Below are 23,723 nucleotides of genomic sequence, written 5' to 3' on the forward strand. Positions count from 1 at the left end.
AGGTCCGCGCGCACGCCGCGCGGCGGGCCGGCATCATGCTCGAGGCAAGGCGTCCAAGCACCCCTGGTCGTCGGAGCCGGTTGCTCCGGCGCTCCGTCGAGGTGGGGCAGGGCGCCCGGCGTCCCGTTCTTCCACATGCCGGGGACGCCCATTTGCCGTCCCCTCGCTCCCCGTCAACCACGAACTTTCGGCCGAGCCTCCACGGCCGCTTCTGGCGGCCTTTTCGCCGGCCCGCCTGGAGCGCGCGGTCTGCCTAGAGGGCCGGCGCGCGCTCGAGGTAGGCCCGCTCGAGGACGAGCACGTCCATCTTGGTCCGGAGAAAGCAGTCGAGCGCTTCCTTTGGGGTGCAAACGATCGGCTCGCTGGCGTTGAAGGAGGTGTTCAGGAGGACGGGCGTGCCCGTCTGCCGGCCGAACTCGCTGAGGAGCGCGTGGTAGCGCGGGTTCTCCTGGGCGGTCACCGTCTGGAGGCGCCCCGTGCCGTCGACGTGGGTCACGGCGGGGATCTCGGCGCGGCGCTCGGGCTTGATCTTGTAGACCTTGACCATGAACGGGTCCGGCGAGGTCTGCTCGAAGTAGTCGCCGACGCGCTCGAGGGGCAGCGCCGGCGCGAAGGGGCGGAACATCTCGCGGCGCTTGATCCGCTCGTTCATCGCGTCCTTGATGTCCGGCCGCCGCGGGTCGCAGAGGATGCTGCGGTTGCCGAGCGCGCGCGGGCCGTACTCCATCCGCCCCTGGAACCAGCCGACCACCTTGCCCTCGCCGAGCGCCCTGGCGACGCGGGGGATCAGGTCCTCGTCGGGGAGGGTCTCGAACGCGACCTGCTCCTTCCGGAGCAGCTCGTCGATGGTCTCCTGCGAGAAGGCCGGGCCGAAGTAGCTGTGCGTCTGGTGAAAGCCGCGCGGGTTGTCGAGCTTGTGGTGGTGGACGTAGAGCGCCGCGCCGAACGACGTGCCCGCGTCGCCGGCCGCGGGCTGGATGAAGACGTCGTCGAACAGCCCCTTCGGGCGGATCTTCCCGGCGGCCACGCTGTTGTAGGCGCAGCCGCCCGCGAGGGCGAGGCGCGGCGAGCCGGTGAGGTGCTTCGCCGTCGCGAGCAGCTCGAAGTAGACCTCCTCGAACGCCGCCTGCGTCGAGGCGGCGACCGCCATGAAGCGATCGTCCATCCGGCCTTTCGCGCTGCGGGCGGGGCCGAGCAGGTCGATCAGGCGCTCGGAGTGGATGGGGCCGTAGCGGGGCTCGCCCTCCCAGGTCATCGCGATGCCCTTCGTGTGGTGCTGGAAGTACTCTAGCCCGAGCTCGAACGCCCCGTCCTTGACGCGCACCACCTGCCGGAGCTTGTCGAGCAGATCCGGCTGGCCGTAGGCCGACAGCCCCATGACCTTGTACTCGTCGCCGAACTTGGGGAACCCGAGGTATTGCGTCAGGCCCGAGTAGAACAGCCCGAGCGAGTGGGGGAAGCCGACGTGCCGGAGGATCTCCAGCTTGTTACCGCGGCCGCGCGCCCACATCGTGCTGACGAAGTCGCCGAAGGCGTCGATGGACAGGACCGCAGCCTCGTCGAAGCCCGAGGGGAAGAACGCGGAGGCGAGGTGCGCGCGGTGGTGCTCGACGTTGTGCGACGCGGCGCGGATGCGCTTCGGGTCGACGCCGAGCGCGGCGCCGAGGTGCACCTTCGGGTCGCTCGCGCCGAGCGAGCCCTTGAGGAGCCCCGCCGGCGAGCGCCGCGTCAGCGCGTAGAGGAGCTTGTCGCCGAGGTGCGCCCTCGTGTCGCGGCTGATCGCGATGTGATCGATGTCCTCGACCCGCGCGCCCGCGGCGCCGAGGCAGTACTCGACCGCCAGCCGCGGGAAGCCCGCGCAGTGCTTGATCCTGCTGAACCGCTCCTCCTCCGCCGCCGCGACGAGCTGGCCGTCGACGAGCAGGGCGGCCGACGCATCGCCGTGGTAGGCGTTGATCCCGAGGATGAGCATCGCTCCGCCATCTTCCGGTGCCCCCGCGCGAGGGTCAAGGTGCGCCCTCCGCCCGAGCGCGGTGTGACGGAGCGCGGGTTCGTGACGTAAATTCGCCGGCCGCGTGGCAATCCCGCGTGCTGGAGGCAATGCGCGGCGCGCCGTGGCCAACGCGCGGCAATGCGCGGCGCGCCGTGGCCAATGCGCGGCGCGCGGTCAGATCTCCGCGAGGCGGATGGCCTCGAGGCGATCGCCCTCGTCGATGCGCTCCCGATCGGCCGGCACGAGGACGAGCGCGTCGGCCTCGGCGAAGCTCGTGACGGCGCCCGACGCCTGGTTCGCGGCGATGCGGGCGACGAGCTCGCCGCTCGAGGCGTCGAGGCGGGTGCGGAGGAACTCGGCGCGACCGGTCTGGCGCCTGAGCGCGCTGTCCGCGCGGACGATCACGCGGGGCGGCCGCGGCGCCGCGTCGCCCTGGAGCGCGCGGAGCAGCGGCACGCCGAAGAGGACGAACGTGAGCGAGGCCGAGGCCGGATTGCCTGGCAGCCCGAGCACGTGGACGACGCCGCACCGCGAGAGCTCGGCGCGCCCCACCGCGAGCGGCTTGCCCGGCTTGATGGCGACGCGCCAGAAATCGAGCGACACGCCGGCTGCCTCGAGCGCGGGGCGGATGATGTCGTGGTCGCCGACGCTCACGCCGCCGACGGTCACCACGAGATCGGACCCGCGCAGCGCCGTCGACACCGCCTCGGCGGCGCGCGCCGCGTCGTCGGGGACGAACGGCGCGATGCGGACCGCCGCGCCCGCAGCGCGCGCGGTCGCGGCGATGAAGTAGCTGTTCGACTCCGGGATCGTGCCCGCGGGGCCGGGCGAGCCGGGCGCGCGCAGCTCGTCGCCGGAGCACATCACCGTGACCACGGGGCGGCGCGCGACGAGGACGTTCGGGCGATCGAGCGCGGCCGCGAGCGCGACCTTCCCCGGGGTGAGCCGCGCTCCTCTGCGCAGCGGGACGGCGCCCTCCGCGAGGTCCGCGCCCCGGCGGCGCACCCAGGCGCCCGCCTGCGGCGCTGCCTTCAGGGTGATCTCGTCGCCGCTGCGCGCGGCGTCCTCCTGCGGCGCGATCGTGTCGGCGCCGGGCGGCAGCCGCGCGCCGGTGAAGATCCGACACGCCGTGCCCGGGTGGAGCGCCGGCAGCGGGCGGCCGGCCGCGCTCTCGCCGCGGACGGGCAGCCTGAAGGGCCCGCTGCCCGCGAGGTCGGCCGAGGCGAGGGCGTAGCCGTCCATCGCGCTGTAGTCGAAGGCGGGCATCGCGTCGGCGGCCGCGATGTCCTCGGCAAGCACGCGCCCTGCCGCGTCGTCGAGCGGCACCCGCTCGGGGCCGACCGGGACAGCGGTCGCGAGCAGCCGATCGAGCGCCTCTTCGAAGGGGATCATCCGCGCTGCTCCTCGCCCTGCTCGGGCTGCGGGTGCCGGGGGTGGTGTCCGCCCTTGCCGGACGCCAGCGTGACCGCGTGCGCCAGGACGGGGCCGATGATCTGCGTGACGGCGAGCTCCACCGCCTTCGGGCTGCCGGGCAGCGCGATCACCACGAGCCCTCGCGCGACGCCCGCCGCGGCGCGCGACAGGATTGCGTTCGGCCCGATCGCGTCCCAGCTCAGGCGCCGGAACGCCTCGCCGAAGCCGTCGAGCGTCTTCTCGAAGAGCGGCGCGAGCGCCTCGAGGGTCCGGTCGCGCGGGGCGATCCCGGTCCCGCCTGTGGTGACGACCGCGTCGGCCGAGCCTGCGTCCGCGATCTGAACGATCGCCGCTCGCAGCAGCTCGGGCTCCTCGCGGACGACGGCGTGGGAGGTCACGGCGAAGCCGGCGCGCTTCAGGAGCTCGCCGAGGAGCTGTCCGCCCTCGTCATCGTCGAGGGTGCGGGTGTCACTGAGCGTCAGCGTGGCGACGCGCACGGGGGAGCGGCTCATGCGGCAGGTTTACGCCTGTCCCCCGCGGTTGGCGAACTCTTGACGACGCCGCCGCGACGTCGCGGCGGACTTCGCGCGGGGCGCGTGCGGTGGCGTCGTGGCGCGGCGGCGCGGTGCTCGACCGGGCGAAGGCGGCCTCGCTGCGTCCCTGGCGCCCCCGCCGCGCCGAGCGCGCCCCGCCGCGCGTGGCGCGGCCTTGTCGCTGGCATCATCGACGGCGGATGGCTTTCGCCCCGTCGCTGCGCTAGGGGAGCGACGTGTCAGGCCCTCTGATCCCTTACATCGAGCTCCCCGAGATCCCGCTCGCTTTCCTGGAGCACATCCCGCTCGTGGGGCAGCTCATCGATCCGGCGAAGCCGCCCTCGATCAAGCCGTTCGGCACGCTGGTGGCGCTCGGCGTCTACCTCGGCGCCGTGGTCGCCACGCGGCACGCGCGCGAGCGGCGCCTCGACGAGAAGAAGATGAGCGAGTTCATCTTCTGGGTCGTGGCGGCCGGATTCATCGGCGGACACGTCCTCGACGCGATCTTCTATCACCCGCAGCGGGTCGCCCGAGATCCTCTCTACCTCTTCGCGCTCTGGGACGGCCTGTCGAGCTTCGGCGGCTTCACCGGCGCGCTGATCGGCGCCTTCGCGTGGCGCTTCTATCGCCGCGAGCGGATCATGCCCTACTGCGAGGTCGTCAACAGCGCGTTTCCCCTCGCGTGGGTCTTCGGGCGCGCGGGCTGCGCGTCGGTCCACGATCATCCAGGCCGTATTTCCGACGCATGGTTCGCGGTCCAATACCCGCTCGGGACGGGACATGTCGGCCGGTTCGATCTCGGCCTATATGAGTGTGTGCTCGCGATCCCGCTCGCGATCGCGTTCGCGGTGCTCTGGCGCCGGAACCCCCATCGCCCGCTCGGTTTCTACACCGGGATCATGTGCACCGCGTACGCTCCGGTGCGATTCGCGCTCGATTTCCTGCGCGAGCGGGAGGGCACGGTCGTCGGCGGCGATCCGCGTTATGCCGGTCTCACGCCCGCGCAGTGGGCATGCTTCGGTCTGTTCGCGGTGGGGCTCTATTTCCTGCGCATGGCGGCGCGCGGCGAGCCGTCGAGCGCCGGGGCGAGCCCGCTGGACGGCGCTTCGCGCGTCGCGGACGACGATCCGTCCGACGAGGACGACGACGATGAGGCCGAGGCGCCTCGGGCCTCCCGCGCCCGGGCCGAGAGGTGATCCCGCTCCTGGGCGCCTTGGACCGGTCGTCTCGGGTTTCGGGCAGATCCACGCCGCGCGATGCGCTCATCCGCTGGGCGGCGCTGGGCCGCTCGGCCCTCCCGAGCGCCGGGTTTCCCGAGCGCCGGTCTGGCGATACCCGCCTGTGACGGAGCGCGCGCTGCGGGGGCCCTGGTCGCCTGGACCGGCGCTCGCGTGAGGGGCGAAGGCGGGGAGGGGCGCGGAGGGGCCACGGACGGCTCCTTCCGGGCCTTCATTTGGCTCGCCCGCCCGTGGCGGGTCCCTTGACGCGCCAAGGGCGCCAGATATCGTGGGGTGGAGTTTGCACCAGAGGGTCGGCCCGCCGACCTTCGCTCGATTGAGCTCGGTCGCTCCTTCCGCCGACGGAGGGGCGAGAGGGGCGATCGAGAGGCGCGCTCGCGAAAAGCTCCGCGTCATCGACATCGATCACGGAGCGAGTGGACCAAATAAGAGGGAACGCAGGGGCCAACCCCAGGTTTTTCTACAATGGCTGAAGATTCGCGTAAGTTGTTCGTGGCGGGCTTGCCCGACTCCATCACCGAAGACGTTTTGCGGCAGCTCTTCGAGGCCACCGGCGGCAACGTCGTCGAGGTCAGTCTTCCGAAAGATCGCGCGACGGGTCGTCCGCGCGGGTTCGGCTTCGTCACACTCTCGACGACCGGCGAAGCCAACGCCGCGCGCGAGTCGCTCGACGGTTCATTTCAGGGCGGCAAGTCCATCTCGGTCCGCCCCTTCCAGGCCGAGCCGCCGCGGCGCGAGGGGCGCCCGATGGGCCCCGGCGGTGGCCCCGGCGGCGGTCCAGGTGGCCCTGGCGGCGGTGGCGGCATGGGCGGCGGCGGGCTGGCTGCAGCGCCCGATCGCACCCTCTACGTTGGCAATCTCCCCTACGACGCGAGCGTCGAGGAAGTCGAGGGGCTCATCGGCTCGACCGGCGCCGGTCCGGTGGTGCGGGTCCACCTCCCCATGGATCCTGACGGTCGCAAGCGCGGGTTCGGCTTCGTGACGATGGCGAGCGCCGAGGCGGCGCGCGCCGCGATCGATGCCCTGCGCGGCGTGGACGTGCGCGGTCGGCGGCTCGTCGTCAACCTCGCTCACCCGAAGGGGGAGCGGCCGGCGCGCGAGGACCGTCCGGGCGGCTTCGGCGGCGGTGGCGGCGGCTTCGGCGGTGGTGGCGGCGGCTTCGCCGGCGGCGGCGGCGGCGGCTTCGTCGGCGGCGGCGGCGGTGGCTTCGGCGGTGGTGGTGGTGGTGGTGGTGGCGGAGCTCCTCCGCCGCCTGCGCGCAAGACCTTCGATGATCGCCGGCGGCGCGGCGCCCACGACGGGGACGGTCCTCCCGGCGCCGGCGGCGGCGCCGGTGGTGGTGGCCGGCGCAGCAACAACAAGAACTGGGATCGCGGCCGCACCGGTGACGACTGGGACGACGAATGAGCGCTCCCGGTTGACAACTGCATCGTTTCTCGTAGGGTAGCGCCCTCCAGACGGGCGGTCGGGCGTCGCTGATCCGGCACACGTCCTCTGGTGCCCCCCGCCGGTTGCGGTGCTAGCGCTTCCCGTGCTGCCCGTGCCTAGGTTCAACCAGGGCCGCCTGTGGAAACAGGTCGGCCCTGTCTTCGGAGACCTCCGATGCGCGACATCATCAAGCTGACGTGCGGCAACTGCGGCCGCGCGAACTACCACACGACGAAGAACAAGCGGACGATGACGGACAAGTTCGTCATCAAGAAGTTCTGCCCGACCGAGCGCAAGCACACCGAGCACAAAGAAGGCAAGATCTCGAAGGGCTAGGCCACGCTGCACCGCTGGCCGCCGCCGCCGGGCCCGCGCGAGCGGGCACCTGGTCGGGTTGCTGCGTCCTCCGCGGTGCTCGGCTCAACCTTTTTCCTTACTAGGGCGAAGCGATGATCTTCGACTGGCTCTACGGCCTGTTCTCGAACGATCTCGCGATCGATCTCGGCACCGCAACCACCCTCATCTACGTGAAGGGCAAGGGGATCGTGTCATGCGAGCCCTCGGTGGTCGCCGTCCAGCGCGATGCTCGCGGCGGCAAGAAGGTGCTCGCCGTCGGCCGCGAGGCGAAGGAGATGCTCGGTCGCACCCCCGGCAACATCCAGGCGGTGCGACCGCTGCGCGACGGCGTCATCGCCGACTTCGAGATCACCGAGGCGATGCTCCGGTACTTCATCGCGCGCGCGCACAACCGCCGCACGCTCGTCAAGCCGCGCATCATCATCTGCGTCCCGTTCGGCATCACCGAGGTCGAGAAGCGGGCGGTGAAGGAGAGCGCCGAGGGCGCTGGCGCGCGCGAGGTCTACCTCATCGAAGAGCCCATGGCGGCCGCGATCGGCGCCGGGCTGCCGATCACCGAGCCGAGCGGCAACATGGTCGTCGACATCGGCGGCGGCACGACCGAGGTCGCCGTGATCTCCCTCGCCGGCATCGTCTACTCGCAGAGCGTGCGCGTCGGCGGCGACAAGATGGACGAGTCGATCATGGCCTACATGAAGCGCAAGTACAACATGGCCATCGGCGAGCAGACCGCGGAGCGCATCAAGATCACGGTCGGCAACGCGTACCCGCTCGAGCAGCAGCTCACGATGGAGGTCAAGGGGCGCGACATGGTCGCGGGCATCCCCAAGACGGTCGTCGTCAACTCCGACGAGATCCGCGACTCGCTGAGCGAGCCGACGAACGCCATCGTGGACGCCGTGCTCATCGCGCTGGAGCGCACGCCGCCCGAGCTGGCGGCCGACATCGTCGACAAGGGTATCGTGCTCACCGGCGGCGGCTCGCTCCTCAAGAACCTCGACGTGCTCCTCCGCGAGGAGACGGGGTTGCCCGTGATGGTGTGCGACGACCCGATCAGCGCCGTGGTGCTCGGCAGCGGCAAGGCGCTGGATCACCTCGAGCTCTTGAAAGAGGTCACGATCAGCTGAGGGTCGTCTTCGTGTCCCGCCCGTGAGCACGCCGGCGGGGGTGTTTGCGGCGCGCGGCGAGCCGCCCCGCCGGGGTGGGGGCCGCGCGCGGCGTCGAGAGGGGTGGCCTCGCGGGGCGCCTCGTACTACCTGGGTCCGGGAGCCACGGTGAACCTCAAACGCTACCGCGACTTCGTGATCGTGCTGTTGGCGCTCGCGGTGCCGTTCTGGTTCCTGCGCGCCAGCATGCGCGACCCCAAGCAGAACACGGGGGCCGACCGGATCATCATCAGCATCGCGGCGCCGATCCAGTACGCGGCCGCGACGCTGGCGCGCGGGATCTCGAACCTCTGGGGCGACTACATCTACCTGGTCGACGTCAAGGAAGACAACGCCAGGCAGGCCTCGCAGATCGCCCGCCTCCGAGAGCGGGTGCGGAAGCTCGAGGCGCTCGAGGAAGAGAACCGCCGTCTGCGCAGGCTGCTCGACCTGCGCCAGAGCCTCCGGACCGACGTGGTGAGCGCCCTGGTCGTCGGCAAGAGCACCAACGATTTCTTCCGGGTGGTTCGCGTCACGCTCGATCGCGAGGCGCGGGACATCGGCTCCAACTTGCCGGTCCTCTCCGCGGACGGCGTTGTCGGCACCACGCTGAAGAGCGCCGGCGACACGGTCGACGTGCGGCTCGTCGTCGACGGGGGCAGCGGCGTCGACGTGGTGGTCGAGCGCACCGGCGCGCGCGGCTTCGTCCGCGGCACGGGCGACGAGAGCAAGTACTCCTGCAGCGTCGAGTACGTGCAGCGCACCGACGAGATCGAGGTCGGCGACCTCCTCGTGACGAGCGGCGTCGGCCGCCGCTTCCCGAAGGGGATCCCGGTCGGGACCGTGACGCAGGTCGTCCGTCGCGACTTCGGCATCTACCAGCAGGTGTACGTCGCGCCGGCGGTCGATTTCTCCCGGCTGGAGGAGGTGCTCATCGTGACGACGACCTCGCCGGAGGAGACGCCCCCCCAGGCGCAGCGGAGGTGACGCGATGAGAAACTCCGCGTTCCTGGCGATGGGGGCCGCCCTGCTGATCCTTCAGTCGAACCTGTTCCGGCTCATCGGCAAGCTGAACATCCCGGGCTCCACGCCGAGCCTGCTCCTGCCGCTCGTCGTGTTCATGGGGGTGCACGAGTACTCGATCGCGCGGGGCGCCGCGCTCGCGTTCCTGCTCGGGTACCTGCTCGATCTCTTCACCGGCGCGCCGGTCGGCCTGTTCACCTTCATCACCGTCGCGACCTTCGTCGTCTCGCGGGCGGCCGGCGTGCGGCTCGCCGCGCAGACGCTCCTCACGAAGATCGCGCTGGCCTTCGTCTTCGGCCTCGTCGAGGGGGTGCTCATCGTGATCCTCACCGCCATCTTCGGGGGCGACGCGGCGCGCACCCGCGCGCTCGCCCGGCTCGTCGCGCCGCACGCCGTCTCGACGGCGCTGTTCGCGCCGTTCGTCTTCCAGCTGGCCGAGCGCGTGCACCAGGCGACGATCAACGTTCCGCGGCCAGGGGAGAGCCCGCGGTGAGCCTGCTCGTCCAGCGCTCCGACGTGAGCGAGTTCCGCCGGCGCTTCCGGTGGATCGCGCTCGGCATGGTCGTCGGATTCATGGTGCTCCTCGCGCGCCTGTTCTACCTGCAGATCCTCGAGGTCGACGAGAACAAGGCCATCGCTCGCGAGAACATCGTTCGGCGCGTGACGCTCGCGACCACGCGCGGGATCCTCCGGGACAAGAACGGCAAGGTGCTCGCGGCGAGCCGGCCGTCGTACAACGTCTACGTCGTCCCGCGCCGCCTCGACATGGAGGCGACCTGGCCGAAGCTCGTCGAGTACCTCGGCATCGGGATCGAGGAGCGCGCGCGGCTGGAGGCGCTGATCACCTCGATCCGCGCCGACGAGGGCCCGCGCAAGAACCAGCAGATCCTGCTCAAGGAGGACATCTCGCGCGACGCCGTGGCGACCTTGGCGACGCATGACGCCGAGCTGCCGGGGGTCGACGTGGTGCCCGTCCCGGTGCGCTACTACCCGTACGAGGAGGTCGGCTCGCACGTCCTCGGCTACATGGCCGAGGTGGACGCCGAGCGGCTCGCGTCGCTCCGCAGCATCGGGTACATCGAGGGCGATCGTATCGGCGTCACCGGCATCGAACGCGCCTGGGAGAGCTACCTGCGCGGCACGCGCGGCTGGGAGAAGGTGCTCGTCGACGCCAGGGGGCGGCGCAGGACGGGCGGCGACGGGATCATCGAGGAGCCGCGGCGGGTGGACCCGATCCCCGGCCGCGATCTCCGGCTGACGCTCGACGCCGACATCCAGAAGGCGATCGACAAGGCGATGCGCGGCGAGCTCGCCGGCGGCGTCGCGGTCATCGACGTGCGCACCGGGCGGATCCTCGGGCTGTACTCGAAGCCCGGCTACAACCCGAACGCGCTCTCCGGCGGCTCGGGGAAGCAGGTCATCCGCGACGCCTTCCGGCGGCTCTACTCGGATCCGCTGAAGCCCGCGCTCGACAAGACGCTGTCCGGGGCGTACCCGCCCGGCTCGACGTTCAAGCCGTTCACCGCGCTGGCGGCGCTCGAGAAGGGGCTCATCGATCCCCGCCAGTCCTCGCGGTGCAGGGGCGCGCTGACGTTCGGCAAGCGCACCTTCCGGTGCACGCACGTGCACGGGCCGGTCGCGATGCAGCAGGCGATCGCCGAGTCGTGCAACGTCTACTTCTACCGGCTCGCGGCGGAGTACGGCGTCGGCATGGACGTCATCGCGGAGATGGGCCAGCGCTACGGGCTCGGCGCGCGGACGGGGCTCGGCATCAACGCCGAGGCGGGGGGCAGGATGCCCACCCGGGCGTGGATGACGCTCCGGAACAAGGGCCAGTTCCGCCTCGGGTTCGGCCTGAACGCGGCGATCGGCCAGGGCGCGACGACGGTCACGGTGCTCCAGCTCGCGCTCGCGTACGCGGCGCTCGCGAACGGCGGTACCCTGTACCAGCCGCAGATCGTGCGGGCCGTCGAGACGAGCGCCGGCACGGTCGTCCAGGAGTTCACGCCGCGCGTGCGCCGCCAGATCGACATCCGGCCGGAGAACCTCTCCCTCGTGCACCGCGCGATGGTCGCCGGCGTGAACGAGGAGGGCGGCACGGCGTTCAAGGCGCGCGTCGCGGGCGTGGAGATGGCGGGCAAGACGGGGACCGCGCAGGTCTCGCACCGGCTCACCCGCGGCGTCGAGGCCGAGCGGGTCTGGTACTTCAACCGCGAGCACGCCTGGTTCGCCGGCTACGCGCCGGCGCGCTCGCCCGAGGTCGCCGTTGTCGTGCTCGTCGAGCACGGCGGCACGGGCGGCAAGCACGCGGCGCCGGTCGCCTTCGAGGTCGTCCGCGCGTATCAGGAGCTCGCGAAGGAGCGCCGCGGCGGCCCGAACGAGGGGCCGCGCGCGGGCAAGAGCAGCGCGGGCCGCGCGCCCGCCGCGTCGGGGCGCGCGCCATGATCCGGGGTGACTCTCTCTCTTCGCGCGATCGCGATCATTTCGACTGGCCGCTCTTCATCGCGGCGGTGGCCATCGCGGTGCTCGGCGTCGTCAACCTCTACAGCGCGACGAGCGTCTACTCCGGCGCGCGCGCGGAGCTCTACATCAGCCAGGTGTACTGGCTGTTCATGGGCGGCATCATCGGCGGCGTGCTGATCGCGCTCGACTACCGGCACCTCGAGCGCCTCGGCTACGTGCTCTACACGTTCGGCGTCTTCTCGCTGGCGCTGGTCTTCGTGCTCGCGCGCGACGTGCGCGGCTCCGCCCGGTGGATCGAGTTCGGCGCGTTCCGGTTCCAGCCCAGCGAGTTCATGAAGCTGTTCCTGGTCATCGCGCTGGCGAAGTTCCTGCACGACGATCCGCGCAACGAGGGCCGCACCCTCCGCGATCTGGCGATCCCGGCGGCGCTGACGGCGGTCCCTGCGCTCCTCGTGCTCAAGCAGCCCGATCTGGGGACGGCGACCATCCTCGTGTTCGTGTTCCTGACGATCGCGGCGGTCACGCGCGTGCGGTGGAAGAGCGCCGCGCTGTTCGTCGTGTCCATCGCGGTGGCGATCCCGATCATCTGGGAGTACGTGCTGCTCGATTACCAGCGCGCGCGCGTGCTCGTGTTCCTCCACCCCGAGGAGGACCTCCTGCACCGCGGCTGGCACGCCCACCATTCGCGCGTGGCGATCGGCAACGGCGGGCTGTTCGGCAACGGGTACCTCCGGGGCACGCAGAACCAGTTCCTCTTCCTGCCGGATCAGTTCTCCGACTTCCCGTTCCCTGTCTTCGCCGAGGAGTGGGGGTTCGTCGGGGGCGTGGTGCTCGTGTGCCTCTATGCGTTCCTGGTCGTGTGGGGGATCCGCATCGCGTCGATGGCGAAGGACCGCTTCGGCGCGGTGCTCGGCGTCGGCTGCGCGGCGATCATCTTCTGGCACGCGGTCATCAACCTCGGCATGACCTCGGGCGTTCTGCCGGTCGTCGGCGTCGGGCTGCCCCTGTTCTCGTACGGCGGATCGAGCGTGACCACGGTGATGGTGGCGATCTCGCTGCTCATGAGCGTGTCGATGCGCCGCTACTCCGGCGTCGCCTCGCTCGATCGCCTCTGACGGCGCGGCGGGCGTGCTCCCGCCGCTGGGACCGCGTCAGATCGCGCTTTCTGCGAGCCGCGCCTCGATGACGAACGCGAAGGCCTTGAGCGCGTCGCGCTCGGTGATCTCGCCGCCTGCGCGCGCTCTGCGGACCACGGCGCGAAAGCCGAGGTAGCGGCGCCCGTCCAGGCCGAGCAGCGCCGGCACCGTCGCTGGATCACGCGCCGTGCCGCTCGAGCCCGCGAGCTCCGCCGCTCTGTCGAAGATCCCCGCGACGAGCGCGTCGCAGCGCTCGAGCGCCACGGCATACCGCTCCGCGGCGATCGTCGCCTCGATCTCCGCGATCGCCTCCCGCTCGGCGGTCGGCCAGAGCGCGGCGAACGAGAGGCCCGCCTGGGTGAGGTGCCTCGTCGCAGCGGACGGGCCGTCCGCGCGCGCGGTCGCCGGGGCGTCCGCCGGCGCGGCCAGCCTCCGGGCGGCGAGCCGCAGCGACGACGGGAGCCCGCGGCTCACCGGATCCCTGACGCCAGCGCTGCGCGGCGCGAGCTCGCCGCCAGGCGACGCGGTGACGCCGGGCGCGGCCGCGCCCTCGCTCGGATCGCCGATCGTCGAGTCCGGCGGCATCGTCGACCACGGCTTGCTGGGCGGCGCGAGCCGCGAGATCACCGCGTCGAGCGGCGCCGACGGCGGCGGCGACGCGTCTCGCAGGGCGGAGGCGAGCCCGCCCTCGATCGCGTCGAACCCGCCCAGCCCGCGCCCCATCGCGTCGGGCAGGCGGCTCTCGAAGGCGCGCAGGACCGCGGCGCTGATCTCCTCGAGCCCCTCGTACAGGCCGAGCCCCGTCTTCGCCGACGTGGCCAGCGAGAAGACGCGGGACGGGTTCAACATCGCGTCGAGCTCCGAGATCGGCAGCAAACCGGGCAAATCGCGCTTGTTGTGCTGGAAAATGTGCGGGACGTGCTCCAGCGCCCGCCCCTGCTCGGCGAGGTTCTCGCGCAGGTTCTCCATGCTCTCCATGTTGGCGTCGGCGCGAACGGCCTGCGAATCGCTGACGAACACGATGCCGTCGGCGCCCGTGAGCACCAGCTTTCGGGTCGCGTTGAAGTAGACCTGCCCTGGCACCGTGAAGAGCTGGAGCCTCACGTTCATCCCGCGCAGCTGCGGGAGCCGGACCGGCAAGAAGTCGAAGTAGAGCGTTCGATCGACCGGCGTCGCGAGGGAGACGAGCTTGCCGCGGTACTCGGGCTTCGCCGTGGCGTGCAAGTACTCCAGCGTGGTCGTCTTGCCGCCCAGGCCGGGCCCGTAATAGACGATCTTGAAGACGAGCTCGCGCGACAGTGGGTTCACCGACGCCATGGGCGGCGGCGACGATACACGAAAAGGCGAACGAGAGCGCCGGCGTGTGCGCGGGCGCATGAAAGCCAGGCGCGCGCCCCGCGTGCCCGCCAGGGCGGGGCGCCGGAGGCGCGGCCGGCGCGGCGCGCCGTCAGCGGAGGCCGACGAGCGGCTCGAACTTGTCCTTCTGGCCGATCTGGAGCGTGAGCGCGACCTGGCCCCGCTGCGCCTGGAAGTAATCGAGCCGCAGCCGGTGCGTCCCCTCCGTGAGGCGGGCCTCGCCGTCCACGGTCTTCGCGCTGTGGACTCCGTCGTTCGTGACCACGCGCTTGTCGTCGATGTAGAGCACCGCGCCGTCGTCCGAGGTGAGCCTGAGCTGGAACACGCCTTCCTGGGGCGCCTTGAACTCGCCCTCGAACCGGATCGCGAACCACTCGTTCTGCGTGAGCGCGCCCGGGAAGCCGCCGGAGAAGTCCTGCGACTTCACCTCGAACTTGTCCGTGAACAGCACCGCGAACGGCACGAGCCCGTCGAAGGTCGGCAGCTTCTGGGTGTTCTCGGGGATCACGTACGCGAGCCCCCGGAAGGCGCCGCCCTCCCCGTTGCCGAACGCGTTCGGGGCGGTGATGCGCGGCGCGTTGTTCGTGGGCAGGCGCCACTTCGGGGTCCTGCGCCGCTCGGGCTCCGGGTCGGGCTTGGCCGGCTTGCGCGACCGGGAGGCCTTCTTTGCGGGCGGCGGGGGCGGCGGCGAGGCCTCTGCCGGGGTGTTGCCGCTCTGGATGGTGACATGGCAGCCGCTGAGGAGAGACGCGGCAAGCACGCACGAGGCGATGTGCGACGAGGTTCGGACCATGACGTCTCCTGAGAGGGAACGGACGGATCGGCCCGCCCCCACGTGAATGCGAGGATGGCGCTTAGACGTTCGAGCCGTGCGCCGCAATCAGCGTCACGTCGCGTCAGGAGCCCCCGGCACGAGCGAGCCCGCAGGTCGAGGGCCGAGCGCCTCCTCGGGAGGCCCCTTGGGCTGGCCGTGCAGCACGGGCCCGGGCGCCTCCTGCCGCGCGTTCCCGTCGAGCGATTCCACGGCGCGCCAGACCGGCGAGCGCTGGGCGAGCGCGAGCGCGGCGAGGCAGGCGAGCACGCTGGCGAGCGCGCCGGCGTTCATCACGCCCTCGTACCGGCCCCGCGCGGGGCCCGCGTAGCTCAGCCCGAGCAGCGCGCCGCTCACGAGGCCCCCGATGTGCGCGGCGTTGTTGATGCGGATGCCCGTGCTCGACGCGTTCACGACGAAGCCGAAGAGGACGATGTAGAACACGGCCTGGAGCGCGAGGTCCTTCCATCGCGGGTCGCGGCGGCGGAGCAGCCAGCCGAGCAGGAGGCCCATCACGCCGAACACGGCGCCGCTCGCGCCCGCGGTGCACACGACCTCGGGCTGCACGAAGAGGTTCCATGCGGCGCTCGCGCAGAAGCCGAACAGGCCCGTGAGCACGTACGCGATCGCGAACCGCGCCGAGCCGACGGCGGGCTCGGCGGCGCGGGCGAGCATGCCGAGCGTCACCATGTTCATGCCGAAGTGGAGGACGCCCATGTGGACGAAGACCGCGGAGAGCAGCCGGAACGGCTCGAAGGGCACGCCGGGCGCGAGGAGGAGCGCGCCGAAGCGGAGGTAGCTCGACGTGTCCCACGCCGAGAGGAGGCCGAGATCGCGGGAGTGCGCGGTCATCAGCTGGCCGACGAACACGAACGCCGTGAGCCCGCCCAGGATCTTGGTCGCGAGCAGGCTTCGCCCGTCGAGGCGTCCCCTGGTGGGCGCGGCGTGGGCAGGAGGCGCGAGGAGCGGCGCGCCGCAGCGGATGCAGCGGCTGAAGTCGCCGCCGTTGAGGGCGCCGCAGCGCGCGCAGTGCAGCGAGCGCCTCCGTTCTCCGGACGGCCCCGCCGTCACAGGGCGGCCCCGAAGCGCTGCCCGGCGCCGGGGTGTGGGGGGGACATGAACGCTGTATCGAGGGTCACCTGGGCTCCTTTCACGCCGGACGCTCGGCGTGGAGGCCGGCACAATGTGGCGGCTCCTGGCCGTAAGGTCCACGGGTTTGGGCCGTTGTCGAGGGGTGAATGCCGTGGCCCTCCCGCGCTCGGTTCCGCCTGTCGCTGGCGAGCCGCCGCGCGCCCTCCTCGCGGGGGGCGCGCGCCCTCCTCACGGGGGGCGCGCAGGCGGCGCGCAGGCGCTTCTGGACCGCGGGGCGCGCCGGCCCGAGAGGGGCGCGAGGTGGACACCGGTGCGCTCCGTTCTGCGTCCGGGTATCGTCGCCGCTGTGACGGCGGTGGCAGCAGCGAGGCCCGATCTCGAGGCGGAGCGCCTGCTGTGCGAGCGCGCGGCGCAGGGCGATCGCCTCGCGCTCGGGCAGCTGCTCCGCAAGTACGGGCCGGCGCTCTACCGCGCGGTGCTGTTGCCCCGCCTCGGCTCCGACGCGGCCGCGCAGGACGCTCTGGCCGAGACGTACGCGCGCGTGATCGAGCGGTTCTACCAGTTCCAGTGGCAGAGCTGCGGCATCTATCCCTGGCTCCGCGTCATCGCCCTGCGCATCGCGCTCGACATGCTCCGCGCGCGCCGCCGCGAGGCGCTCTTCGGGCCCGAGGATCTTCAGCGCGAGATCGACGCCGCGGAGACCGACCTCACCGCGCGTGGAGAGGCCGAGCTCTGCGAGAAGCGAGATCTCGCCGACGCGCGGGCGCGCGTCGAGGACGCGCTCGGGCGCCTCAACCCCCGTTACGCCGAGGCGATCCGGCTCCGGGTGCTCGACGAGCGGCCCCGCGACGAGGTGGCCCTCGCGCTCGGGGTCAGCGTGGCGACGTTCGATGTCGTCCTGCACCGCGCCATGACCGCGCTGAAGAAGGCGCTCGCCGCGCCGCGCGCGGAGCGCAAGGAAGGAGCGCGATGAAGCCGCGGCTGCCCTCGGATCCGCGCTCGCCGACGACCGGCGACGGGCCCCCGGAGCGCCGCGCCGGCGCGGACCGCGGCCGGCGGCTCGCGCTCGTCGTGCCCGGCGTGGAGCCCGTCGCGCCTGCGTCCGACGACGAGCTGGGCGCGGCGCGCGCGCTCGCGGAGGCGCTCGAGCGCGGCGAGGTCCCGCTCGCGGACGCCCTCAGGGCGGCGGCCCGCCCCGCCGGGCTCGACAGGGCGGACCACGAGGCGCTGCTCGCGCGCGCGCTCGGCGACGAGGGCGCGCCGCCCACCAAGGCCGAGCTGCGCGCCGCCGAGCGCCTGCGGGAGGCGCTGGAGCCCCGCGCCGCTTCCGGCGGCGGGCCGGGGCGGGGCGGCGGCTCCGGTGGCGAGGGGGCGCTCGGCTCGCCCGACGCGCGCGACGATCTCGCGGAGCTCGCTGTCGCGCTCCGGTCCGCGTGGCGTCCGGCGGCGCTCCCGGAGCTCCCGGGGCGCGCGCTCATCGACCAGGCCTTCCGCGCCTCGCCCGCGCGCGGCCCCCGGCGCATCGCGCCGGTGACGATGGCGGCGCTCTCGACCCTCGCCGCGGCCGCGGCGGCCGTGGCGCTGATCGTCGGCCAGATCAGGGAGGAGCGCGCCTCCGTCGCGCGCGCGCCCGCGACGGAGGCCGCTGCTCCTGCCGCGGCGCTCGCCGCGCGGCCCCTGCTGATCGAGGCGCGCTCGACGGCCGCGCTCTTCGATCCGGCCGCGCCCTTTCCGCGGGAGGGCGGTCAGACGGAGCGGATCGATCGCATCGCCGCCGCGCGCGCGTCCGATCTGCGCCAGAACCGCTACGCGGCGTGGGGGGTGCGCTGATGCGGGGCTCGCGCCTCGTCGCCGTCTGCCTGGGGCTCGTCGCGGCGGCGCATTTCGGGTGCGCCCCGGGCGACGAGCGGGCGCGCGCTGCCGGGGGCCCGGGCGATCCGGCGTGCGCGTGCGCCCCGGCCCAGGTCGTCGATCCCACGCTCCTCGCCTTCCTCTCGAGGGCGCGCGCGGCGCACCATGCCGCCGACGTCGCGCTCGGCGCGGGCGATCGCGCCGCTGCGCTCCGCGCCCTGGAGGGGATCATCGCCGCGCCGAGGCCGCCGGGGGCGCCGCCGGAGGTCGCCGAGGTGACGGCGGACACGTACGCCCGGCTGGCGGAGCTCCGGAGCGAGGCCGGCGAGTTCGACGCCGCGGCGCGCGACATCGACGCGGGCCTCGGGCTGGCGCCGGCGCCTTCTCATTATCAAGGCCACCTCTACGAGGTCGCGGGCGTGGTCGAGGAGCGCCGCGCGAAGGCGCTCGAAGCGAAGGGGGATCGCGAGGCGGCGACGCAGGCCCGCGCGCGGGCGGTCGGGCTGCTGGAGCGGGCGATCTCGATCCAGGACCGGGTGATCACCGAGGCCCTGACGGGCCCCGGGGAAAAGCCGCGCTGAAGGGCGCGCTCGCCGTGGTCTGCAATTGCGACGGGCGCGTGTTCGTCGTTAGACTCGAGCGGGAGGGGGCCGCCGCTCGACCCGATGACGTTCCGTGTTCCAAGGCCGAAGCCCGGGTACGATCTCAAGTCGCTCCCGCTGAACCCCGCGGAGGCGTTCCTCCTGTCCCGCATCGACGGCGTCCTGACGGATCGGGATCTGTCCTTGATCACGGGAATGTCGCACGGCGATACCGTCGAGGCGCTGCGCCGCTTGCGCGATCTCGGCGCGATCCTCCTGGACGGGGAGCCCTCCGGACAGCCTCCGCCGCGGGACGCCGCGCGGCGCGCAGCCGCGGTGGATCCGGAGAAGACGATGCCGTCCGGGTCCGAGGCCGCCCCGCTCGGCCGGGGCGCGCTGCAGCAGATGGAGTCCCTGCCGCTCTACGATCCCGCCGAGCTCGACGAGCCGGTCGAGCTCGCCTCCGACCGGAAGCGGCGGATCCTCGACCTCTACTACCGCCTCGAGGATCTCAGCTATTACGCGCTGCTCGGCGTCGCGGATCAGGCGGACAAGAAGCAGATCAAGAGCGCCTACTACCAGCTCGCGCCGGAGTTCCATCCGGACACCTACTTCCGGAAGCAGCTCGGCTCCTACAAGCAGAAGATCGAGGCCATCTTCACGCGCATCACGCTGGCGCACGACACGCTGACGTCGAAGCAGCGGCGCGCCGAGTACGACGCGTACCTCGAGCAGACCCACAAGAACCGGACGATGGCGGCGCTGATCGAGCAGACGCCGCGCGACATCGCCACGATAACGACCGCCGTCGACGCCACGGTGCGCGCCGCGTTCGCCGATCCGCGCGACATGGGCGCGTCGCCCGGGCGTTATTCCTCCGAGCGCGCGCCCGCAGAGCAGGGCGCGTCCGCTGTGTTCTCCGGCGCCGCCGCGCCGGTTCAGCCGTCGCCGGCGCAGCCTCCCGCAGGACGAGGCTTACCCGACAACGGAGGCGCGCCGGCGCGGAGCGCAGCGCCGGCCTCGCCTGTCGCGCCTGCTCCCACCGCCAAGGACCGGCGTGAGACGTTCGCGCGCAAGCTCACCGGAGGCTTGAGGCGCGCTCCGCCGGGGGCGCCCTCTGCGTCGGCGGCCGCTGCGTCCGGGGCGGCTTCAGCGCCGGCCGCGGCGACCGCTGCGCCTCGGGCGGCCGCCGCGCCGGCTGCGCCGGCCGCGGCGCCTCGGGTGGCCGTCGCGCCGGCTGCGCCGGCCGCTGCGCCTGGAACGGCCGTCGCGCCGGCTGCCTCGGCAGGCGCCCCTGCGGCGCCGCCGAAGACCCCTTCCGGCGTGCGTTCGCCGGAGTCGATACGGGCGGTCGAGGCGCTCAAGGCGCGTTACGAGAGCGCCCGCAACGAGGCGCTCCGGAGCCAGATCGCGCGGTACTCCGACGTGGCTCGGGCCGCGCTCGAGCGGAGCGAGTTTGCGAGCGCGGCCAACGCCTACCGGATCGCCGCTTCGCTGGCCCCGGAGGACGCCGAGCTCCAGAGGGCGTCGGCCGAGGTGGAGCGCCTCGCGGCGGTGGCGCTGGCGGAGGGGTACCTCAAGCAGGCCGAGTACGAGGCACACAACGGCCGCTGGGTCGAGGCGGCGCTGAGCTATGTGAAGGTGTGCAACGGCCGCCCGGACGACGCCGGCGCGCACGAGCGGGTCGCGTACGCGACGCTCCAGGCCGGGGAGAGCTCGCGGCGGGCGGTGGAGTTTGCGCGGCGAGCGGTGGAGCTCGCGCCCGCCTCCGTGGAGTACAGGATCACGCTCGCGCTGTCGTACGCGGCCGCGGGGTTCGCGAAGAGCGCGGCCGCCGAGCTCGAACGCGCCGCCGAGCTCGCAGGGAACGATGGTAGGCTGCGCGGTCTCGTCGCGCAGGCGCGCGAGCAGGCCAAACAGCAGGGGAAGCAAGTCTAGCGCCGGCCCTTACAGAAGGCGCGCCGGCCTCGGACAGGCCCGGGGCGGCGCCTTCCGCATGGCCGGCGCACGATTGGCCCGCTCGGCTCCGCGAAACGGTCTAGCATCGTGGCCTCAGCGGCCGTTCGGGCCGAAGATCACAAGAGGAGCAGCGGCATCGATGGAGCGTGTCATCGGCATTGACCTTGGCACCACGAACTCGTGCGTTGCCATCGTCGAGGAGGGCGTCCCGACCGTCATCCCGAATCGCGGTGGGTACAAGACGACGCCGTCCATGGTGGCGATCACCGAGGCCGGCAAGCGGCTCTGCGGGCACATCGCGAAGCGGCAGGCGATCACCAACGCCGAGAACACGGTCTACGCCGCGAAGCGGCTGATCGGCCGGAAGTGGTCGTCCCCGCAGGTGAAGAACGCGATCCTGACCGCCTCGTACAAGATCGTCGAGGGGCCGCACGGCGACGTCCGCATCCAGCTGCGCGACAAGACGTACTCGGTCCCCGAGATCAGCGCGATGGTCCTCCAGGAGATGAAGCTGTTCGCCGAGGACTACCTCAACGAGCCGGTCTCGAAGGCGGTCATCACGGTCCCCGCCTACTTCAACGACAACCAGCGGCAGGCGACGAAGGACGCGGGCCAGATCGCGGGGCTCGACGTCATCCGCATCGTCAACGAGCCGACGGCGGCGGCGCTCGCGTACGGGTTCGGCAAGAACGTCGAGAAGACGATCGCCGTCTTCGACCTCGGCGGCGGCACGTTCGACATCTCCGTGCTCGAGATCGGCGCGGGCGGGGTCTTCAAGGTCATCGCCACGGCGGGGGACACGTTCCTCGGCGGCGAGGACTTCGACGCGCGCGTCATCGACTGGCTGGTGCAGGGCTTCAAGGAGCAGCACGACGTCGACCTGCGGCAGGACCGGATGGCGCTCCAGCGGCTCAAGGACGCGGCCGAGAAGGCGAAGTGCGAGCTGTCCAGCGTCCTGGAGACCGAGATCAACCTGCCGTTCATCATCTCGAGCGCGCGGAACGAGGCGCTGCACCTCCAGCGGACGCTCTCGCGGGCCACGCTGCAGGAGCTGTGCGAGGACCTCGTCGAGCGGTGCATCGAGATCTGCAGCCAGACGCTCGAGGACGCGCGGCTCGACCGCGACGAGATCGAGGACGTCGTGCTCGTCGGCGGCATGACGCGCATGCCGAGGGTGCAGGAGGCCGTCCGCGACTTCTTCGAGCGGGAGCCGTGCAAGGGGGTGCACCCCGACGAGGTGGTCGCGCTCGGCGCGGCGGTGCAGGGCGCCGCGCTCGTGGACGAGACGAAGCAGATGATCCTGCTCGACGTCACGCCGCACGCGCTCGGCATCATGACGTTCGGGTCGAACTTCGAGGAGCTCATCCCGCAGAACACCACGGTGCCCACGAGCCGGTCGAAGATCTTCACGACGAGCCGCGACAACCAGACCGCCGTGAAGATCCTGGTCATGCAAGGCGAGCACCAGAAGGCGACGGACAACGAGCTGCTCGGCGAGTTCATCCTCACCGGCCTGCGCCGCGCGCCGAAGGGGCAGGTCGAGATCGAGGTCACGTTCGAGATCAACAGCGACGGCATCGTCTCGGTGAGCGCGAAGGATCTGGAGACGGGCCAGCAGCAGTCGATCCAGGTCACCGCGTCGAGCGGCCTCACGAAGGAGGAGGTCGGCGAGATGATGGAGGCGGCGAAGGAGTACCTCGTCGATCGCCGCGCGAGCGACCAGTTCGAGGGCGTCCGGCAGGAGGCCGAGAAGCTCATCGCCGAGATCGAGCGGATGTTCCCGCAGGTCGAGCAGATCGTGGCGTCCAGCGACTTCGGCCGCGACGCCATCGGCAAGGCGCGCGGGATCGTGGACCGCTCGCGTCAGGCCATCGGCCGGCGCGACGCTGCCGCGGTCAAGGAGCAGATGGAGGCGCTCTCGCGCACCCACCGGATGTTCAAGGGTGTCGTAGCCAGGCCACAGGGGTGAGGGGTGGCCGCGATGAGGGAAGACGATGCGGTCGGTGCCGCCTGACTCCAAGACCCTGGACTCCTCCTGGGGGCTCGACGAGGTGGACGAGCTCGAGGACACCCAACCGGTCGCCTCGAAGGAGCTCCTCGCGCTCGCCGCGCTCGCCCGCGAGGAGAAGGGCTCACCCCGCATGGAAACCCCGCCCGCCGGCATGCCTCTGCAGCCGGACGGCGAGGGCAAGAGCACGCTCCCGCCGCCGATCCCGGTCAGCGACTACGTGGCAAAGATGATGACCCGCCGCCCTCACTCGAGCTCCGAGATCACCGCCCAGCGGCCGCGCCCTCCGGAGGCCTTTCCGCCGGAGGGGTATCCGCCCGCCCCGCCGCCGCGCAGGACGATCCCCTGGGAGCCGCCGCCCGGCTCCTCGTTCTCGGGCAAACACGGCGCTCTCGGCCGAGAGACCGCGAGGCTCGGCCTGGAGTGCGACGAGCCCGGGGTCCCGTCGCGGCCCGGCGGGCGGATGGGGTTCGGATCGCTCGACGCCGAGCGCGACTTCGGATCGGAGCTCGACGACGATCTCCTGCGCGATCCGAGCCAGTCGTACCCGCGCAGCTTTGGCGAGATCGACGTCTTCGGTGGCCCGCCGGTCGATGCGCGGGACGTCCACATCCCCCCGGCGGCGAAGGGGCGCGTCCCTCGTCCGGACGACGGCGGGCCGCTGGGCATCGATTTCCGCCTCGATCTCGGGTTCGAGGAGCCGGGCCCTCCGGTGGACGAGCCGCCGATCACGCCGCCGCCCGGCACGCTCCGTTACGGCCTGCTTGTGGAGGACGACGAGCCCGCGTTCCGCGGCGGGACGGGGGCGCTCGCCGGTTCGACCTCGTACAGGGTCTCGGGCGAGGCGCAGGGCGCGGCGCGCGCTCCGCGCCGATCCGAGACCGAGCGCGCGCCTGCGGCCGTCGCGAAGGTCGACACGGGGGTTCATTCACGCGCGACCGAGCCCCACCTGAGCGCCCAGGGGCCCCGGGAGCAGATGCAGCACCGGTTCGATCAGGGCGATTTCGGCGGCGCGCTCATCCTCGCGGAGGGCCTGCTCGAGGAGAACCCGAAGGACTGGATGGCGCGGCAGTACGCGGACAGCTGCGTCGAGACGCTCCGGCAGATGTACCAGTCGCGCCTCGGAGACGGCTCGCGGGTGTTGCGGCTCGCGGTGTCGCCGGATCAGCTCCGCTCGCTGAACCTCGATCACCGCGCGGGCTTCCTGCTCTCGTGCATCGACGGCTACAGCTCGATCGACGAGATCCTCGACGTGTCGGGCATGCAGTCGCTCGAGGCCCTGCGGCTCCTGTACGAGCTCGTGCAGGAGGGGATCGTCTGCAGCGCCTAGGCGCCG

20 protein-coding genes are annotated in these 23,723 nt (G+C 72.1%); 14 read left to right on the forward strand and 6 right to left on the reverse strand.

The window, feature by feature from the left end; translation table 11 throughout:
* Positions 1 to 253: 253 nt before the first annotated feature.
* The 3 genes from WMF27_RS11920 to WMF27_RS11930 all read right to left on the reverse strand — a co-directional run bounded on the left by WMF27_RS11920 (position 254) and on the right by WMF27_RS11930 (position 3,918).
* Positions 254 to 1,972 (reverse strand): carbamoyltransferase family protein, encoded by a 1,719-nt coding sequence (locus WMF27_RS11920; protein WP_437768740.1) that lies wholly within the window; start codon positions 1,970 to 1,972, stop codon positions 254 to 256.
* A 195-nt stretch (positions 1,973 to 2,167) separates the two neighbouring features.
* Positions 2,168 to 3,385, reverse strand: a complete 1,218-nt coding sequence (locus tag WMF27_RS11925; RefSeq protein WP_437768739.1) for a molybdopterin molybdotransferase MoeA — start codon at positions 3,383 to 3,385, stop codon at positions 2,168 to 2,170.
* Positions 3,382 to 3,918, reverse strand: a complete 537-nt coding sequence (locus WMF27_RS11930; RefSeq protein ID WP_437768738.1) for a MogA/MoaB family molybdenum cofactor biosynthesis protein — start codon at positions 3,916 to 3,918, stop codon at positions 3,382 to 3,384. The genes WMF27_RS11925 and WMF27_RS11930 overlap by 4 nt, the downstream gene beginning before the upstream one ends.
* Before the next feature lie 257 nt (positions 3,919 to 4,175).
* Between WMF27_RS11930 and WMF27_RS11935 the strand changes: the two genes are divergently transcribed.
* From WMF27_RS11935 to rodA, 8 genes are all read left to right on the forward strand, one after another.
* Positions 4,176 to 5,135 (forward strand): prolipoprotein diacylglyceryl transferase, encoded by a 960-nt coding sequence (locus WMF27_RS11935; protein WP_437768737.1) that lies wholly within the window; start codon positions 4,176 to 4,178, stop codon positions 5,133 to 5,135.
* Positions 5,136 to 5,642: 507 nt separating this feature from the next.
* Positions 5,643 to 6,584 carry an RNA recognition motif domain-containing protein gene (locus tag WMF27_RS11940; protein ID WP_437768736.1) on the forward strand — a complete coding sequence of 314 codons (942 nt, stop codon included), beginning with the start codon at positions 5,643 to 5,645 and terminating at the stop codon, positions 6,582 to 6,584.
* 195 nt (positions 6,585 to 6,779) lie between these two features.
* Positions 6,780 to 6,941, forward strand: a complete 162-nt coding sequence (gene rpmG, locus WMF27_RS11945) for a 50S ribosomal protein L33 (protein ID WP_012235039.1) — start codon at positions 6,780 to 6,782, stop codon at positions 6,939 to 6,941.
* A gap of 113 nt (positions 6,942 to 7,054) precedes the next feature.
* Complete coding sequence (locus WMF27_RS11950) at positions 7,055 to 8,089, forward strand: rod shape-determining protein (protein WP_061616521.1); 1,035 nt, start codon at positions 7,055 to 7,057, stop codon at positions 8,087 to 8,089.
* A gap of 147 nt (positions 8,090 to 8,236) precedes the next feature.
* Positions 8,237 to 9,094 carry a rod shape-determining protein MreC gene (gene mreC / locus WMF27_RS11955; protein ID WP_437768735.1) on the forward strand — a complete coding sequence of 286 codons (858 nt, stop codon included), beginning with the start codon at positions 8,237 to 8,239 and terminating at the stop codon, positions 9,092 to 9,094.
* A gap of 4 nt (positions 9,095 to 9,098) precedes the next feature.
* Positions 9,099 to 9,623: a hypothetical protein gene (locus WMF27_RS11960; protein ID WP_437768734.1), complete on the forward strand. Its 525-nt coding sequence runs from the start codon at positions 9,099 to 9,101 to the stop codon at positions 9,621 to 9,623.
* Positions 9,620 to 11,575, forward strand: a complete 1,956-nt coding sequence (gene mrdA / locus WMF27_RS11965; protein WP_437768733.1) for a penicillin-binding protein 2 — start codon at positions 9,620 to 9,622, stop codon at positions 11,573 to 11,575. The genes WMF27_RS11960 and mrdA overlap by 4 nt, the downstream gene beginning before the upstream one ends.
* Positions 11,572 to 12,708, forward strand: coding sequence for a rod shape-determining protein RodA (gene rodA / locus WMF27_RS11970; RefSeq protein WP_437768732.1), 1,137 nt, complete (start codon positions 11,572 to 11,574; stop codon positions 12,706 to 12,708). The genes mrdA and rodA overlap by 4 nt, the downstream gene beginning before the upstream one ends.
* Before the next feature lie 36 nt (positions 12,709 to 12,744).
* Here the strand turns inward: rodA and WMF27_RS11975 are convergent, their stop codons facing one another.
* From WMF27_RS11975 to WMF27_RS11985, 3 genes are all read right to left on the reverse strand, one after another.
* On the reverse strand, positions 12,745 to 14,046 hold the full coding sequence (locus WMF27_RS11975) for a GTP-binding protein (protein WP_437768731.1): 1,302 nt from the start codon (positions 14,044 to 14,046) through the stop codon (positions 12,745 to 12,747).
* A 130-nt stretch (positions 14,047 to 14,176) separates the two neighbouring features.
* Entirely contained in the window at positions 14,177 to 14,878 is a 702-nt protein-coding gene (locus WMF27_RS11980) for a PA14 domain-containing protein (RefSeq protein WP_437768730.1), read from the reverse strand.
* Positions 14,879 to 14,971: 93 nt separating this feature from the next.
* Positions 14,972 to 15,967: a rhomboid family intramembrane serine protease gene (locus WMF27_RS11985; RefSeq protein WP_437768729.1), complete on the reverse strand. Its 996-nt coding sequence runs from the start codon at positions 15,965 to 15,967 to the stop codon at positions 14,972 to 14,974.
* A 376-nt stretch (positions 15,968 to 16,343) separates the two neighbouring features.
* Here WMF27_RS11985 and WMF27_RS11990 point away from each other — a divergent pair, with 376 nt between their 5' ends.
* From WMF27_RS11990 to WMF27_RS12015, 6 genes are all read left to right on the forward strand, one after another.
* Complete coding sequence (locus WMF27_RS11990) at positions 16,344 to 16,961, forward strand: RNA polymerase sigma factor (protein ID WP_437944151.1); 618 nt, start codon at positions 16,344 to 16,346, stop codon at positions 16,959 to 16,961.
* Positions 16,958 to 17,818, forward strand: a complete 861-nt coding sequence (locus WMF27_RS11995) for a hypothetical protein (protein WP_437768727.1) — start codon at positions 16,958 to 16,960, stop codon at positions 17,816 to 17,818. The genes WMF27_RS11990 and WMF27_RS11995 overlap by 4 nt, the downstream gene beginning before the upstream one ends.
* Positions 17,818 to 18,420 carry a hypothetical protein gene (locus WMF27_RS12000; protein WP_437768726.1) on the forward strand — a complete coding sequence of 201 codons (603 nt, stop codon included), beginning with the start codon at positions 17,818 to 17,820 and terminating at the stop codon, positions 18,418 to 18,420. The genes WMF27_RS11995 and WMF27_RS12000 overlap by 1 nt, the downstream gene beginning before the upstream one ends.
* A gap of 84 nt (positions 18,421 to 18,504) precedes the next feature.
* Positions 18,505 to 20,358, forward strand: a complete 1,854-nt coding sequence (locus WMF27_RS12005) for a DnaJ domain-containing protein (protein WP_437768725.1) — start codon at positions 18,505 to 18,507, stop codon at positions 20,356 to 20,358.
* A 160-nt stretch (positions 20,359 to 20,518) separates the two neighbouring features.
* Complete coding sequence (gene dnaK, locus WMF27_RS12010; protein ID WP_272103249.1) at positions 20,519 to 22,348, forward strand: molecular chaperone DnaK; 1,830 nt, start codon at positions 20,519 to 20,521, stop codon at positions 22,346 to 22,348.
* Between the two features lie 34 nt (positions 22,349 to 22,382).
* Positions 22,383 to 23,717 (forward strand): hypothetical protein, encoded by a 1,335-nt coding sequence (locus tag WMF27_RS12015; protein WP_437768724.1) that lies wholly within the window; start codon positions 22,383 to 22,385, stop codon positions 23,715 to 23,717.
* Positions 23,718 to 23,723: the final 6 nt, after the last annotated feature.

The organism is Sorangium sp. So ce281 (assembly GCF_051527395.1).
GTDB classification, from domain to species: domain Bacteria; phylum Myxococcota_A; class Polyangia; order Polyangiales; family Polyangiaceae; genus Sorangium; species Sorangium cellulosum_B.